Origin of the sequence: Streptomyces sp. MH60 (assembly GCF_002939385.1) — a bacterium.
GTDB lineage: Bacteria > Actinomycetota > Actinomycetes > Streptomycetales > Streptomycetaceae > Streptomyces.
In genome coordinates this window covers 17572-32478 of the sequence record NZ_MULI01000030.1, presented here as the reverse complement: position 1 = coordinate 32478, position 14907 = coordinate 17572, and the positions used below count along the sequence as shown (strand labels likewise).

General features: G+C 70.0%; 13 protein-coding genes and 2 tRNA genes. 10 read left to right on the top strand and 5 right to left on the bottom strand.

The window, feature by feature from the left end; all coding sequences use genetic code 11:
* Window positions 1-18: 18 nt before the first annotated feature.
* Window positions 19-1482, bottom strand: a complete 1464-nt coding sequence (locus BZZ08_RS19840; RefSeq protein ID WP_104633598.1) for an amino acid permease — start codon at window positions 1480-1482, stop codon at window positions 19-21.
* A gap of 207 nt (window positions 1483-1689) precedes the next feature.
* Between BZZ08_RS19840 and BZZ08_RS19835 the strand changes: the two genes are divergently transcribed.
* Together BZZ08_RS19835 and BZZ08_RS19830 are read left to right on the top strand one after the other, a co-directional pair.
* Window positions 1690-2175, top strand: a complete 486-nt coding sequence (locus BZZ08_RS19835) for a ribose-5-phosphate isomerase (protein ID WP_104633597.1) — start codon at window positions 1690-1692, stop codon at window positions 2173-2175.
* 365 nt (window positions 2176-2540) lie between these two features.
* Window positions 2541-3362 carry an Fpg/Nei family DNA glycosylase gene (locus BZZ08_RS19830; RefSeq protein WP_104633596.1) on the top strand — a complete coding sequence of 274 codons (822 nt, stop codon included), beginning with the start codon at window positions 2541-2543 and terminating at the stop codon, window positions 3360-3362.
* A gap of 16 nt (window positions 3363-3378) precedes the next feature.
* On the opposite strand, the gene BZZ08_RS19825 is transcribed toward BZZ08_RS19830, so the two are convergent.
* The gene (locus BZZ08_RS19825) at window positions 3379-4650 is read right to left on the bottom strand and encodes a GNAT family N-acetyltransferase (protein WP_198601580.1); all 1272 of its coding nucleotides are present in this window, start codon (window positions 4648-4650) and stop codon (window positions 3379-3381) included.
* 162 nt (window positions 4651-4812) lie between these two features.
* On the opposite strand from BZZ08_RS19825, the gene BZZ08_RS19820 reads away from it, so the two are divergent.
* Window positions 4813-6000: a PP2C family protein-serine/threonine phosphatase gene (locus BZZ08_RS19820; protein WP_104633594.1), complete on the top strand. Its 1188-nt coding sequence runs from the start codon at window positions 4813-4815 to the stop codon at window positions 5998-6000.
* Window positions 6001-6025: 25 nt separating this feature from the next.
* Window positions 6026-6502 (top strand): HD domain-containing protein, encoded by a 477-nt coding sequence (locus tag BZZ08_RS19815; RefSeq protein WP_104633593.1) that lies wholly within the window; start codon window positions 6026-6028, stop codon window positions 6500-6502.
* Between the two features lie 9 nt (window positions 6503-6511).
* Here BZZ08_RS19815 and BZZ08_RS19810 read toward each other — a convergent pair whose 3' ends face one another.
* Complete coding sequence (locus BZZ08_RS19810) at window positions 6512-7672, bottom strand: acyltransferase family protein (protein ID WP_104633592.1); 1161 nt, start codon at window positions 7670-7672, stop codon at window positions 6512-6514.
* A gap of 711 nt (window positions 7673-8383) precedes the next feature.
* Between BZZ08_RS19810 and BZZ08_RS19805 the strand changes: the two genes are divergently transcribed.
* Entirely contained in the window at window positions 8384-8578 is a 195-nt protein-coding gene (locus BZZ08_RS19805) for a hypothetical protein (RefSeq protein ID WP_104633591.1), read from the top strand.
* Window positions 8579-8676: 98 nt separating this feature from the next.
* Here BZZ08_RS19805 and BZZ08_RS19800 read toward each other — a convergent pair.
* Window positions 8677-8747 (bottom strand) — tRNA-Gly (locus BZZ08_RS19800).
* A gap of 162 nt (window positions 8748-8909) precedes the next feature.
* Here BZZ08_RS19800 and BZZ08_RS19795 point away from each other — a divergent pair.
* From BZZ08_RS19795 to clpX, 5 genes are all read left to right on the top strand, one after another.
* Window positions 8910-8986 (top strand) — tRNA-Pro (locus BZZ08_RS19795).
* A 194-nt stretch (window positions 8987-9180) separates the two neighbouring features.
* Window positions 9181-10584 carry a trigger factor gene (tig, locus tag BZZ08_RS19790; RefSeq protein WP_104633590.1) on the top strand — a complete coding sequence of 468 codons (1404 nt, stop codon included), beginning with the start codon at window positions 9181-9183 and terminating at the stop codon, window positions 10582-10584.
* Window positions 10585-10938: 354 nt separating this feature from the next.
* Entirely contained in the window at window positions 10939-11544 is a 606-nt protein-coding gene (locus tag BZZ08_RS19785) for an ATP-dependent Clp protease proteolytic subunit (protein ID WP_059302418.1), read from the top strand.
* A 50-nt stretch (window positions 11545-11594) separates the two neighbouring features.
* Window positions 11595-12305 carry an ATP-dependent Clp protease proteolytic subunit gene (locus tag BZZ08_RS19780; RefSeq protein ID WP_059302350.1) on the top strand — a complete coding sequence of 237 codons (711 nt, stop codon included), beginning with the start codon at window positions 11595-11597 and terminating at the stop codon, window positions 12303-12305.
* A 191-nt stretch (window positions 12306-12496) separates the two neighbouring features.
* Window positions 12497-13783: an ATP-dependent Clp protease ATP-binding subunit ClpX gene (gene clpX / locus BZZ08_RS19775; protein ID WP_003976182.1), complete on the top strand. Its 1287-nt coding sequence runs from the start codon at window positions 12497-12499 to the stop codon at window positions 13781-13783.
* Window positions 13784-13855: 72 nt separating this feature from the next.
* On the opposite strand, the gene BZZ08_RS19770 is transcribed toward clpX, so the two are convergent.
* The gene (locus BZZ08_RS19770; protein ID WP_104633589.1) at window positions 13856-14860 is read right to left on the bottom strand and encodes a hypothetical protein; all 1005 of its coding nucleotides are present in this window, start codon (window positions 14858-14860) and stop codon (window positions 13856-13858) included.
* Window positions 14861-14907: the final 47 nt, after the last annotated feature.

The following is a 14907-nucleotide window of genomic DNA, read 5'->3' as shown; positions in this document are numbered from 1 at the left end:
GGGCACCCGCGCCCGAGATCAGTCCTTCTCGACGACGGCCTCGGCCGTCCCGCGCCGCGCCGTGCCCGCCCCGAGCCGCTGCCTGACGAAGGCGACGACGAGGACCAGCGCGGCGACGAGCAGCGACAGCAGCACGGTGGTGCGCCCGTCGTGCTCGGTGTCGGTCAGCATGTAGCCCAGCACGAAGACGATCAGGGCGGCGGCGGCCCAGGTCAGATACGGGAACAGCCACATCCGCACCACCAGCTTCTCCGGCGCCTCGGCCTGGATGATCCGGCGCAGCCGCAGCTGGGAGAAGCAGATCACCAGCCACACGAAGAGGGCCACGGCACCGGAGGAGTTGACCAGGAAGAGGAAGACGGAGTCCGGGAACTCGTAGTTGAAGAACACGGCGACGAAGCCGAACACCACGGAGACCAGGATCGCCGTCCGCGGCACCCCGCGCCGGGTGGTCCGGGCGAAGGCCCGCGGCGCGTCACCGCGCTCACCGAGCGAGAAGGCCATGCGGGAAGCGGTGTAGAGCCCGGAGTTCAGACAGGACAGCACGGACGTCAGCACGATGAAGTTCATGATCTGACCGGCGTTGGCGATGCCGAGCGAGTCCAGCGCGGCGACGTACGAGCCCTCGTCGACGATCGACTGCGCGTCCCAGGGCAGCAGGGCGACCACGACGAAGATGGAGCCCAGGTAGAAGACGGCGATGCGCCAGATGATGCTGTTGGTCGCCTTGGTGACGGCCCGCTGCGGGTCCTCGGACTCACCGGCGGCGAGGGTGGGGATCTCGCTGCCCATGAAGGAGAAGACGACGAGCAGCACACCGGTGAGGATGGCCCCGGCCCCGTTCGGCAGGAACCCGCCGTGTTCCGTCAGGTTGCCGAGCCCCGCCTGGTCGCTGTCCACGCCGGGCAGCACGCCGAAGACGGCCAGCCCGCCGACGACGATGAACGCGGCGATGGCGACGACCTTGATCCCGGCGAACCAGAACTCGAACTCGCCGTAGGAGCCGACGGAGGCGAGGTTGGTGGCGGTCAGCACGACCATCACGATCAGCGCCCACCCCCACTGCGGCACGGCGGGGATCCAGCCCTCCAGGATCTTCGCCCCGGCCGTCGCCTCCACGGCGAGCACCACGACCCAGAAGAACCAGTAGAGCCAGCCGATGGAGAACCCGGCCCAGGGCCCGAGCGCCCGGTCGGCATGGGCGGAGAACGATCCGGAGGTCGGATTGGCGGCCGACATCTCCCCGAGCATCCGCATCACCAGCACCACGAGCGTGCCGACGAGGGCGTAGGAGAGGAGGATGCCGGGTCCCGCGGTGGCGATCCCGGTACTGGAGCCCACGAACAGCCCGGCCCCGATGACGCCGCCGATGGCGATCATCGAGAGATGGCGGTTCTTGAGCCCGGCCTGAAGCCCGGACCCGGGTCCGGAGGGGCCCGCGGGCTCCTCCTCGGGTTTGGTCAAGGTCGGCTGCGAAGTCATGGGGGAGGGTTTCCTTTGCGCCGGTCGAGCATTTTCCCGTACGAGCGGTGTACGAGCCGGACCAGTGAAACGGAGGTGAACTGATTCGGGAACCTTTGAATCCGGATCGTTACTTGAGCTTTCCCTGAGCTTCCATAGCTTCACGTGCTCTTCTCATGGCTGCCACCCCGAGAGTCCGCGTCTCGCCCCCCGTGTCACACTCGACGCATGCGCGTGTATCTCGGCTCGGACCATGCGGGCTTCGAACTCAAGAACCACCTCGTCGAATGGCTCGAGGCGGCGGGCCACGAGCCCGTCGACTGCGGCCCGCACCTCTATGACGCCCAGGACGACTACCCGCCCTTCTGCCTGCGCGCCGCCGAGCGCACGGCCGCGGACCCCGACGCCCTCGGCATCGTGATCGGCGGCTCCGGCAACGGCGAGCAGATCGCGGCGAACAAGGTGAAGGGCGTGCGCGCGGCGCTGGCCTGGAGCGAGGAGACGGCGTCGCTGGGCCGCCAGCACAACAACGCCAACGTCGTCGCGGTCGGCGCCCGGATGCACACGCAGGACGAGGCGACGAAGTTCGTCGAGACCTTCCTCGCCACCCCGTTCTCCGGCGACGAACGCCACATCCGCCGCATCGACATGCTCACGTCCTACGAGACCACGGGCGACCTCCCCCCCATCCCGCCCCACCACCCCCAGCAGTAACAACCCCGACCGCCCCGCCGCCCCCCGGCCCGTCAGCCCGGGGGCGGCGCCCCCGACCCCGCGGCAACCAGGAGCCCCAGCCCAGGGACGCGAGCCTGTCGGATGTGGTCGAGCCCTCCAGGGCGGGCGGACACGGGGGAGCGGGCCTGGAGGCGCAGGGAGCGCAGGTAAGCGGGGCCCGGAGAGGCGCAGGGGAGCGGGCCCGGAGGGGTGCAGGGGACGGAGTCCCCGCCGGGGTGCGGGGCGGAGCCCCGTGCCGAGTCGAGCTTCTTGACCCACCGAGTCGGGTGGGCGGGTGGGCAAAGGCAGGCACCCCAAGACCCCGCGGAGCAACTCGTGGGCAAGGGCAACGAAAGGACACCTCCGTGCCAGAGGGGCACACGATCCACCGGCTGGCCCAGGACTACACCGCCGCCTTCGCCCGGACGGCAGTCCACGTCACCAGCCCCCAGGGCAAGTTCGCCGACTCCGCGGCCCTCCTCGACGGCACCGTCCTGACCACCGCCGACGCCCACGGCAAACACCTCTTCCTGGGCTTCGGCGCAGCCACCCAGCCCCCCGCCTGGGTCCACATCCACCTCGGCCTCTTCGGCAAGGTCACCTTCGGCCCCGCCCCCGCGCCCCCGCCCACGGACACCGTCCGCCTCCGTCTCGCGAACGACACCGCGTACGTCGACCTCCGCGGCCCCACCACCTGCGCCCTGATCACGCCCCCGGAGAAGCAGGCGATACACGACCGCCTCGGCCCCGACCCGCTGCGCCCGGACGCCGACCCCGCGGCCGCCCACCGCCGGATCTCCCGCAGCCGCACCACCATCGCCGCCCTGCTCATGGACCAAAAGGTCATCGCCGGCGTCGGCAACGTCTACCGCGCCGAGGTCCTCTTCCGGCACGGCATCGACCCGTACCGCCCCGGCAAGGACATCACCCCCGCCGAGTGGGACGCGATCTGGCAGGACCTCACCGCCCTCATGCGCGAGGGCGTGCGCAACAACCGCATCGACACCGTCCGCCCCGAGCACACCCCCGAGGCCATGGGCCGCCCGCCCCGCGTCGACGACCACGGCGGCGAGGTCTACGTCTACCGGCGGGCCAACCAGCCCTGCCACCTCTGCGGCAGCCCGGTCCGCACCGCCGACCTGGCCGCCCGCAACCTCTTCTGGTGCCCCACCTGCCAGCGGCGTTAGCCCCCCGCGCCCGCGCTCAGAACCCGTGCGGCAGCCACGGCGCCACGTCCGACCCGAACCCCACCGACGCCGCTGCCAGCGCCCCGGCCCGCACCTCGCGCACCCGCCCGGCCGCACCCAGCGAACCGAGGCGCACGCCCCCGAGATACGCCGCCCCCAACTCCCGTACCGACAGCGCGAGATCGGCAGCGTCCGACGTACGCTCGCACGACGCCCCCTTCGCGTCGCCGCTCAGCCGCCAACGCCCCGCGTTCCAGGGGCAGAAGGCGTCGTCGACCTCGAACACCACGTCCACCGGCGCCTGGTAGGTCCGCGCCGCGAGCGCCGCCCCCACGTCCACCAGCCGTACGTACAGCGCGTCCCGCAGCTCCGGCCGGCACCGCCGGATGTCCGACACCTGGTGCTGCCACGCCTCGTCGACCGGCCGCCCCCGCACCGCCAGCGTGGAGGTCAGGTCGATGTCGTACAGGAAGCGCCAGAGCGCCGCCTCGGTCGCCGGATCGAGGCCGGCCAGGTCGTCGAGGGCCACCGTGCCCTGGGGACCCGCGGGCCCCCAGGCCGGCCGTACCCGGAACCGCGCGTACCCGGTGACCTCGCCGCCCCGCCGGGCGACCACGCACTGCAGGGGCGAGGCGCCGTCCCGCCCGCTCTCCGGGTCGAGCAGCGCCAGCCGCTCCCAGCCGGGCCGCCGGGCCAGCATCCCGGGCCGCTCCGGCACCAGCCGCGCGTACACCGCCTCGCACGCGTCGAGCACCTCCGCGGGCGCCTCGTACCGCAGCCGTACGTCATCCGTGCCGGCCGGCACCGACAGCCGGACCCGGCTCGTGTCGATCTCCGCGCTCAGCCCGAAGGTCGCGGCGCCGTACCCGAACCGGCCGTAGATCGCCGGCTCGGAGGCCGTCAGCACGGCCAGCGGCTCGCCCCAGGCCCGTACGTCGTCCAACTGCCGCCGCATCATCGACGTCAGTACGCCCCGGCGCCGGTGCGTGGCCGCGACGCTCACCATCGTCACGCCCGCGGCGGGCACCGGCGCGCCGCCCGGCACGGTCATCCGGAAGGCGAACGCCCCCGCCGTCCCGACGCACGCGCCGCCCTCCCCCTCGTCCTCCCAGACACCGATCGACCGGTCGACCTGGGTCAGCTCCCGGTACAGCGCCAACGTCTCGGCGGGCTCCGGAACCCCGCTGAAGGCACGGATCAGCGTCCCGTACCACCTGTCCCACTCGTCGCGCCGCAGCACTCGCGGCTCCGTCTTCACACCGCCGTCTTGATCCGTGGAGCTTCCCATGCAGCATGCGTATCAGGGCCGCGCGGGACGGGCGAGGGAATTTCCGCGGGGTTGCGGCGCGGGAGCCGTTCGTGAAGTTCACTGTGAAGTCCGGCCTCGGACGGGGGACAAGTAGGACCTCCCGTGCCAAGCGGCCGGTTCGATGGATAGGGTCCCGAACTAATGGCAGCAGGACGACAGCGGCGCGCGGAGGCCGAGACGTTCGCGGCCCGGTGGAAGAAGCAGTGGCACCGGGCCCGCGTCGGCGTGCGCCGAGCCGCCGTCGACTACTTCCGCGGCGACGGTTCGGACTGGATCGCGCTCGCCGGACTGCTGCTGACCATCCCCGTCATCGCGGCCACCACGATGGCCAACTCGGTGTGGTGCTCGCCCTCCGCGCTGGTCATCCCGATCGTCGCGGGCGGCCTGCTGCTGCGCCCGGCGAGCCTGCTCGGCCTGTACGCCGCGGCCGCCACCGCGCTGATCGTGGAATCCGTGCAGCTCGGCCCGTACACCGAGGGCCCCTCCCGGGTCACGCCCGGTGTGGTCCTGGTGGTCGCGGCCTGCGGCTTCTTCGGACTCCTCGTCGCCCAGTTCCGCAGCCGGGTCGGCGTGCCCTGGCGGCGCGGCGGCACCATGCTCTTCGACCTGCGCGAACGCATCCGCGTCCAGAGCAAGCTGCCCAAGCTGCCGAAGGGCTGGCACCGCGAGATGGCGCTGCGCCCGGCGGGCGGGCAGTCCTTCTCCGGGGACTTCGTCGTCGCGGCCCGCACCAACGGCGGCCGGACGCTGGAGGTCGTCCTCACCGACGTCTCCGGCAAGGGCATGGACGCGGCCTCGCGCGCCCTGCTGCTGTCGGGGGCCTTCGGCGGACTGCTGGGCAGCCTGCCCCCGCACGCCTTCCTGCCGGCCGCCAACGGCTACCTGCTCCGCCAGGACTGGGACGAGGGCTTCGCCACCTCCATCCACCTCGTCCTGGACCTCGACTCCGGCGACTACGAGCTGTACTCGGCCGGGCATCCGCCGGGTCTCCAGCTCAGCGCGGGCACCGGCCGCTGGGAGGAGAAGTCGGCCGAGGGACCTCTGCTCGGCGTGTACGACGGTGCGCAGTTCGACCAGGTGAAGGGGTCGCTGCGGCCCGGGGACGTGCTGATGCTGTTCACGGACGGCCTGGTGGAGACCTCCGAGCGGGACATCGCCGAGGGCATCGACCGCCTCACCGGCGAGGCCGACCGCTATGTCGCGGGCGGCTTCCACGGCGCGGCCTGGCACCTGATCGAGGCCGTGGCCAAGGACGTCAACGACGACCGGGCGCTGCTGCTGATCTGCCGGGAGGGCCCGACCGCCCAGTCCGCGCCGGCCATGGACTGAGGCCCGCACCGACATACTGGGCCCCATGCCGCCCACGTCCCACGACTCCGGACCGCCCGTCCCGCCGCTCTCCCTGGCCGAGGTCGAGGTCACCGCCCGCGCCGCCCACGCCGGACAGACCGACAAGGCGGGCCGGCCGTACGCCGAACACCTGCGGGCCGTCGCCGAGGGCGTACGGGCGCGCGGCGGCGACGACGAGCAGATCGCGGCCGCCTGGCTGCACGACGCCGTCGAGGACGACGCGCTGACCGAGCGCTGGCTGGACGAGGCGCCGCTGAGCCGTCGTACCAAGGACATCGTCCTGGCCCTCACCAAGCGGCCGGGGGAGCCGCCCGAGGCGTACGCCGCGCGCATCCTGGCCACCCCCGGCGCGCGGCTGGTCAAGGAGGCGGACCTGGCGCACAACGCCGACCCCGCGCGGCTGGCCGTCCTCGACGAGGCCACCCGCACACGACTGGCCGAGAAGTACACGCGCATGCGGGCACTTCTCGGCCAGGGGTGACCACCGGTCCTAGACGGAGACCTTCTCGCCGCTGCCGTTCGGCGCGGCGGGCGCCGCGGCGGTGTCGCGCACCCCGGACCCCTCCCGCTTCTCACGGCCCCGGGCGGCGTCACCGGGATCCCGCCTGAAGGCCCAGTCCATCTTCGGCTCGACCACGTAACGCAGCACCCGCTGGACGGGCTTGGTGCACAGCAGGGTGACGGCGCCGGCGCCGAGGACGGTGAGCCCGATCTCGCCGAGCGGCTGGTCCAGGAAGGAGTGCTGGAACCAGCCCGTGTAGGTGCCCTCCTTCACCAGGAAGCCGTGCAGCAGGTAGCCGTAGATCGTGCCGGCGCCGAGCGCCGTGAACCACATGCGCCGGCCGGGCACCCAGGCGAAGAAGCACGCGGTCAGCACCACGGAGCAGCCGAAGAGCGCCAGCGTCAGGACGGGCCCGGACCACCAGGGGGCGCCCGTGTCCTGCATGGCGGCGTTGCGGTAGAACCAGCCGGTCTCCATGCGCGGCACCGACCACCAGGCGATCACCAGCGCCGCCGCGACCACCGGCACGGACAGGATCCGCACCGCGCGGCGCCGCACCAGCTGGAAGTGCTCGGGGCGCAGTACCAGACCCAGCACGAAGCACGGCAGGAACTGCAGCACCCGCTGCATGTTCAGGTCGTTGCCCACGCTGGGCGTCACGGAGGCCAGCGCGGCGATGCCGAGGGCGATCGGGAGCGGCCAACGGACCGTCTGCCAGATGGGGGTGGTCAGCCGCCAGACGAACAGCGCGCACAGGAACCACAGGAGGTAGGTGGGGTCCAGCAGGCTGAAGTCGCTCTGCGGGTCCTCGCTGACGCGGCGGTGCAGCGTGTAGGCGACCTCGAAGACGAGGTAGGGGACGGCGACACCGGTGATCAGCCGTTTGACGCGCTTGGGGCTCAGGTCGAAACTGCGCGAGAAGTAGCCGGAGATGACGATGAACGCCGGCATGTGGAACGTGTACAGGACCCGGTAGAGGGTCTCCACGGTCCGGTTCCCGTCCAGGATCTGTCCCCAGGCGTGACCCACGCCGACCAGCACGATCGCCAGGTACTTGGCGTTGTCGAAGAACGCGTCGCGCTGCCGGCTCGGCGGGGAGGGCGGGGACGGCGACTTCCGGTCGCCCTGAGGTCGCAGCGAGCTAGTCATGCAACCCCCCGCCGAGAACCCGGCGAGCGGTCACAGGACCTCGCTGCTCTGGTGGGGGACGAGGCAGCGTAGAACATCTGAGGCACCCTAGCGTTCTCCGTGGGATTCCGTAAAACCCTCGACGTCATTCCTGCATTTCGGGTCTTGAGTACGGTGTGAGTACCGTTCGACTACCCCGGTATTTCGGGAACTCGGCCTCTCCGGTCGCGTGACCGCCCCCACATTCCCGGCGCGTCGCCCCGTGTCCAAGCCCCAGCCGGAGCACCCCACTTGTCCTGACACGTCGTGACTAAACGGCGCATAAGACCGGCGGGCGACTCTGCTGGAATGTCCGCTTCAATGCCCTTACGGGCCTCGTGGGTGATCCTGTGATCTCCCTGTGATGACCCTGTCGGCGTCCCCGCCGATGTGCCGCCGATGTCCTCGCCGATGTGTCCGCCGTGACAATTCGAAATATCTGCGAACGCGTTGTGTGGATATGGAAACGAAGCGACTCGAATTCCCCGTACGGGTGACCCGTCGACATTCCGTACGGGCCCGGTGGTGGGACGCGCCCGCGTGCGCGGGGGAGCACGCCGTCGACGGAACCGGCCGGACGATGTGTCACCTGCCGCATGACGGGGCCCGGTTGGTGGCACGATGGTTCTGGCGGGGGTGTGCGGTGCCGCACCTCCGGGCGGGAGTGCGGACCGACCGAGGGTGTGATCAGTTGTGGCCATTTCACTGTCAGTGGTGCTGCTCTTGGGGATCATCCTGGTGGTACTGCTGCGGGGAGGCTCGATCAAGGCGGGGCCGGCGATCGTCGCGGTCCTCTTCGGCTTCTTCCTGGCCTCGACCGGCATGGCCGACGACATCCAGCGCTTCCTGGACTCGATAGCGAGGACGATCAACGACATCCAGTTCTAGCCCGCCGCTTCCAGGCCCCCGTGCGTCCCGGGCAGCCCCCGGACCGCACAAAGGCCTCCGGCCCGATCCCCTGGGGGACCGGGCCGGAGGCCTCTCGGAGCGGGCGACGGGAATCGAACCCGCGTAGCCAGTTTGGAAGACTGGGGCTCTACCATTGAGCTACGCCCGCACAGCACGCGCCGCGGGTCGGTGACCGCGGCACTGCACGCATCGTAGCGGGTCGTCGCCCCTCACCGCACACCCCTTCCGGTCCGTGCCGGACCTTCACGGACGCTCGGGAAACCCTGCGGCCCCGGTGCCTGGCGGCATGTACCCTACGTGTCGCACCAGACGGGGTGTGGCGCAGCTTGGTAGCGCGTCCGCTTTGGGAGCGGAAGGCCGTGGGTTCAAATCCCGCCACCCCGACCACCGACCGATCCGCCGAGTGATCCACCGGGTGATCCACCGAGTGATCGCCTTTTGGGCCGTGTAGTCGCTGCCGTTACTATGCAAGCTGCACGCCCGTGTGTCATCAGCGTCTGAAGTCTCCGGGCGGCGAAATTTGCCGGACACTCTCTGGTTCCGGCAGAACCCAAGAAGTCAGCCACCAAGGAGACCGAACCGTGAAGAGCGCCGTGGAGACCCTGAACCCGACCCGGGTTCGGCTCACTGTCGAGGTGCCCTTCGAGGAGCTCAAGGACAGCCTCGACGCGGCGTACAAGAAGATCAACCAGCAGGTCACGGTGAAGGGCTTCCGCAAGGGCAAGATCCCGGCCCGGGTCATCGACCAGCGGTTCGGCCGCGGTGCGGTTCTGGAGGAGGCGGTCAACGACGCGCTTCCGAAGTTCTACACCGACGCGGTCAACGAGGCCGAGCTGAACCCGCTCGGCCAGCCCGAGGTCGACATCACGGAGCTGAAGGACGGCGAAACGCTGAACTTCACCGCCGAGGTCGACATCCGTCCCTCCATCGAGATCCCGGACTACTCCGGCATCGAGGTCGAGGTCGACGCCGTCGAGGTCAGCGACGAGGACGTCGAGAAGTCGGTGGAGCAGCTGCGCGAGCGCTTCGCCTCCACGTCCCCGGTCGAGCGCGCCGCCGCCGACGGCGACGTGATCACCATCGACCTGCAGGCCAAGGTCGACGGCGAGGTCCTCGAGGACGGCGTCGCCGACGGTGTGTCCTACACCATCGGATCCGGCGAGCTGCTGGACGGCATCGACGACGCCGTGAAGGGCCTGGAGGCCGGTGGCGAGGCCACCTTCACCTCCGAGCTCAAGGGCGGCTCGGCGGCCGGCAAGGAGGCCGAGGTCACCGTCAAGGTCACCCAGGTCGCCGCGCGCGAGCTGCCCGAGCTGGACGACGACTTCGCGCAGCTGGCGTCGGAGTTCGACACGCTGGAGGAGCTGCAGGCCGACAGCCGCAAGCGCCTGGCCAACATGAAGCAGTACGACCAGGCCACGCAGGCCCAGGAGCGCGTCCTGGACAAGCTGCTCGAGCTGGTCGAGGTCCCGGTCCCCGAGAAGCTCCTCGAGGACGAGATCAACACCCGCAAGCACAACCTCGAGCACCACCAGCTCGGCCAGATGGGCCTCGACCTCGAGAAGTACCTGGAGCTCCAGGGCAAGACCGCCGAGGAGTTCGAGACCGAGACCCGCGAGGCCGCGGTCAAGGGCATCAAGACCCAGTTCGTCCTCGACGAGCTGGTCAAGCAGGAGAAGCTCAACGTCAGCCAGGAAGAGCTGACCGAGCACCTCATGCGCCGCGCCGCCTCCTCCGGCATGTCCCCCGACCAGTTCGCCCAGGCCGTCGTCGAGCAGGGCCAGGTCCCGCTCCTCGTCGGCGAGGTCGCCCGCGGCAAGGCCCTGGCCGCCGTGGTCGAGAAGGCCACGGTCAAGGACACCAACGGCGAGATCGTCGACCTCGACGACGAGGAGGACGAGGAGACGGAGGCCACCGAGGCCGCCGCCGAGTCCACCGACGCCGAGAAGGCCGACGACAAGGCCGAGGAGAAGACCGAGGGCTGATCCCCCTCGCGTCTCCCCGGACGGACGCAGAACGGGCCCCGGACACCAGTGCCGGGGCCCGTTCGTCATACGGCCGGGCGGCCGGCCAGGGGGCGCGGGGCTGTGTCGATGTGCGGCTCCGCCGCTTGGGCGCGAGCAACCACAACGGACCGCACGGGGAGACGGACGGACACCGTCACGTCGCTACGCCCCCGGCGAACACCCGCAGAACCGGGATGGCACCGCACGGTCACCGCGTTAGGGTCCATGAATACGAGGGCAGGGGAGTCCCCGAAAGCGGCTCCAGCCCCGCAGGGAAACGTGAGACGGCCCGGCGCCGTCGTAAGACGAGCAGGTGGATACGTGACGAATCTGATGCCCTCAGCCGCCGGCGAGCCCTCTATCGGTGGCGGCCTCGGCGACCAGGTCTACAACCGACTGCTCGGCGAGCGGATCATCTTCCTCGGCCAGCCGGTCGACGACGACATCGCGAACAAGATCACCGCACAGCTGCTGCTCCTTGCCTCCGACCCGGACAAGGACATCTTCCTGTACATCAACAGCCCGGGCGGTTCGATCACGGCCGGTATGGCGATCTACGACACCATGCAGTACATCAAGAACGACGTGGTGACGATCGCGATGGGTCTCGCGGCCTCCATGGGGCAGTTCCTGCTCAGCGCGGGCACCCCCGGCAAGCGCTTCGCGCTGCCGAACGCCGAGATCCTGATCCACCAGCCCTCCGCCGGCCTCGCCGGTTCGGCCTCGGACATCAAGATCCACGCCGAGCGGCTGCTGCACACCAAGAAGCGCATGGCCGAGCTGACCTCCCAGCACACCGGCCAGACGATCGAGCAGATCACCCGCGACTCGGACCGCGACCGCTGGTTCGACGCCTTCGAGGCCAAGGAGTACGGCCTCATCGACGACGTCATCGCCACGGCCGCCGGCATGCCGGGCGGCGGCGGCACGGGCGCCTGAGCCATCCTCCGCCCCGAGCCGACCGCCTCAGCCCCTTTACAGGAGACACTGTGAACGACTTCCCCGGCAGCGGCCTGTACGACCGCATGAACGCCACGCAGGACATGGGCGCCGCCTCCCAGGGCCGCTACACGGGCCCGCAGGCCGAGTCCCGCTACGTCATCCCGCGCTTCGTCGAGCGCACCTCGCAGGGCGTGCGCGAGTACGACCCGTACGCGAAGCTCTTCGAGGAGCGGGTGATCTTCCTCGGCGTCCAGATCGACGACGCCTCGGCCAACGACGTCATGGCGCAGCTGCTGTGCCTGGAGTCGATGGACCCCGACCGGGACATCTCGGTCTACATCAACAGCCCCGGCGGCTCCTTCACCGCGCTCACGGCCATCTACGACACGATGCAGTACGTGAAGCCGGACGTCCAGACGGTCTGCATGGGCCAGGCCGCCTCCGCCGCCGCCGTCCTGCTGGCCGCCGGTACGCCGGGCAAGCGCATGGCGCTGCCGAACGCCCGCGTCCTGATCCACCAGCCCTACAGCGAGACCGGCCGCGGTCAGGTCTCCGACCTGGAGATCGCCGCCAACGAGATCCTCCGGATGCGCTCGCAGCTGGAGGAGATGCTGGCCAAGCACTCCACCACGCCGGTCGAGAAGATCCGCGAGGACATCGAGCGCGACAAGATCCTCACGGCCGAGGACGCGCTGAGCTACGGCCTGATCGACCAGATCATCACCACCCGGAAGATGGACAACTCCTCTCTCCGCTAGGCGGGAGGCTGTATCGTCTGCCGCTCCTTGGCACGGTTTGACGCGATTCACGTCAAAGGGAACCGTGCCAAGGGGGGCCCGGACGAGGGGCCCGGCAAGGTACCGTCGGACATAAGGCAGCACCAGGAGTCCGCCCGCCGTTGACGTGACGTCGACGTCCGGGAGTCTCCCAGGCGAAGGGGAAGCACACCGTGGCACGCATCGGTGACGGCGGCGATCTGCTCAAGTGCTCGTTCTGCGGGAAGAGCCAGAAGCAGGTCAAGAAGCTCATCGCAGGGCCCGGTGTGTACATCTGCGACGAGTGCATCGACCTCTGCAACGAGATCATCGAGGAGGAGCTGGCCGAGACCAGCGAGGTGCGCTGGGAGGAGCTTCCGAAGCCCCGCGAGATCTACGAGTTCCTCGAGAGCTACGTGGTCGGGCAGGAAGCGGCCAAGAAGGCCCTCTCCGTCGCGGTGTACAACCACTACAAGCGGGTCCAGGCCGGCGAGAACGGCGGCGCCCAAGGGCGCGAGGACGCCATCGAGTTGGCGAAGTCCAACATCCTCCTGCTGGGCCCCACGGGCTCCGGCAAGACCCTCCTCGCCCAGACCCTCGCCCGCATGCTGAACGTGCCCTTCGCGATCGCCGACGCCACGGCGCTCACCGAGGCGGGGTACGTCGGCGAGGACGTCGAGAACATCCTGCTCAAGCTGATCCAGGCCGCGGACTACGACGTCAAGAAGGCCGAGACCGGGATCATCTACATCGACGAGATCGACAAGGTCGCGAGGAAGAGTGAAAACCCCTCCATCACGCGCGACGTGTCCGGCGAGGGCGTCCAGCAGGCCCTGCTGAAGATCCTGGAGGGCACCACGGCCTCCGTCCCGCCGCAGGGCGGGCGCAAGCACCCGCACCAGGAGTTCATCCAGATCGACACGACGAACGTGCTGTTCATCGTGGGCGGTGCCTTCGCGGGCCTGGAGAAGATCATCGAGGGCCGGGCGGGCGCCAAGGGCATCGGCTTCGGCGCGCAGATCCGCTCCAAGCGGGAGATCGAGTCCAAGGACCAGTTCGAGCAGGTCATGCCGGAGGACCTGGTCAAGTTCGGCATGATCCCCGAGTTCATCGGCCGGCTCCCGGTCATCACCTCGGTGCACAACCTCGACCGCGAGGCGCTCCTCCAGATCCTGGTCGAGCCGCGCAACGCCCTCGTCAAGCAGTACGAGCGCCTCTTCGAACTCGACGGCGTCGAGCTGGACTTCGAGCGCGAGGCCCTGGAGGCCATCGCCGACCAGGCCATCCTCCGCCAGACCGGCGCGCGCGGCCTGCGGGCCATCATGGAGGAAGTCCTCCAGGGCGTGATGTACGAGGTCCCGTCCCGCAAGGACGTCGCCCGCGTCGTCATCACCGCCGACGTGGTCCTCTCCAACGTCAACCCGACGCTGATCCCCCGGGATTCGCGGGGGCGCGGCCCGGGTGAGCAGAAGACGGCGTAGCCGCACCGTACGAGCACACGTGGAAGGGGCCCGGTCGCATCGACCGGGCCCCTTCCACGTTGTCGCTCGGCGTCAGGCCTTGACGCGGATCTCCTTGCGGAGCTTGGTGGTGATGTCGACGGCGACGTCCTTCGTCACACCCTTGGTGGCGTCACCCGGGGAGATCAGGGCGATCGTGCTGTAGTCGGCCCAGGCACAGATCCAGTCGGTCTTCTTCTTCTTGGAGACCGGGTTGGTGCCCTCCACGCCCTGGCACTTCATGACCGCGCCGTCGATGTCGACCGACTCGGGTTCGCCCACGGCCTTGCCGCCGCCTCCTGTCTCGGAGGAGGAAGACGCGTTCTCCTCGGACTCCTTCTTGAACTCGGCGAAGAACTTGTCGAGTACCGCCTCCGGGTCCGAGATCTTCCCGTACGCGCCGATGTAGGTGATGCCCTTGGCGGTCGCCATTTCACTGGGGTCCGGGGCAGTGCTCGGGTCCGAAGGGTCGTACCCGGTGAGGTCCGCGGTGGTGTAGAACCCGGTCACGCTCGTGCCGTCCTTGACGCCACTCTTCTCAAGGTCCTTGACCGTGTCCGAGTCGGTCTCGGCGGCCTCGTCGCTGGCGCGCTTGTAATCGGTGAGTACCGTCGCCGGAGTCGTCAGCTTGTGGGCGCCGTCGTCCTCCAGGCCGCCCGCGCCGCCGCCCCCGCCGATCACGAAGTAGGCCCCCACGCCGATCGCCGCCACGACGGCGACCGCGCCGATGATCAGACCGGCCTTCTTCTTGCCGCCGCCGCCCGGCGCCGGGGGCTGCGGCATGCCGTACGGCTGCTGGCCGTAGGGCGGCTGCTGGCCGTACGGGGGCTGCTGACCGTACGCGGGCTGCTGGCCGTAGGGCGGAGCCTGCGGCGGGACGCCGCCCTGCTGGGGCTGCTGGGGGTAGCCGTAACCCGGCTGCGGGGGAGGCGTCTGCTGGGGGTAGCCGTAGCCGGGCTGGGGGGCCTGCGGCGGCTGCTGGCCGTACGGCCCCGGCTGGCCGTACGGTCCGGGCTGCTGGGGCTGCCCGCCGTACGGGCCCGGCTGGTTGTGACTCATTCCTGGGTTCCCCCTCAGATGCTTTACGTGGTGCTGACATCCTGACT

Bases quoted from the DNA above. Each gene is read 5' to 3' on its own strand.
- BZZ08_RS19810 (WP_104633592.1), bottom strand. From the start codon at position 7,672: ATGACTAGCTCGCTGCGACCTCAGGGCGACCGGAAGTCGCCGTCCCCG.
- BZZ08_RS19825 (WP_198601580.1), bottom strand. From the start codon at position 4,650: ATGGGAAGCTCCACGGATCAAGACGGCGGTGTGAAGACGGAGCCGCGA.
- BZZ08_RS19815 (WP_104633593.1), top strand. From the start codon at position 6,026: ATGCCGCCCACGTCCCACGACTCCGGACCGCCCGTCCCGCCGCTCTCC.
- BZZ08_RS19835 (WP_104633597.1), top strand. From the start codon at position 1,690: ATGCGCGTGTATCTCGGCTCGGACCATGCGGGCTTCGAACTCAAGAAC.
- BZZ08_RS19785 (WP_059302418.1), top strand. From the start codon at position 10,939: ATGCCCTCAGCCGCCGGCGAGCCCTCTATCGGTGGCGGCCTCGGCGAC.
- BZZ08_RS19840 (WP_104633598.1), bottom strand. From the start codon at position 1,482: ATGACTTCGCAGCCGACCTTGACCAAACCCGAGGAGGAGCCCGCGGGC.
- BZZ08_RS19820 (WP_104633594.1), top strand. From the start codon at position 4,813: ATGGCAGCAGGACGACAGCGGCGCGCGGAGGCCGAGACGTTCGCGGCC.
- BZZ08_RS19770 (WP_104633589.1), bottom strand. From the start codon at position 14,860: ATGAGTCACAACCAGCCGGGCCCGTACGGCGGGCAGCCCCAGCAGCCC.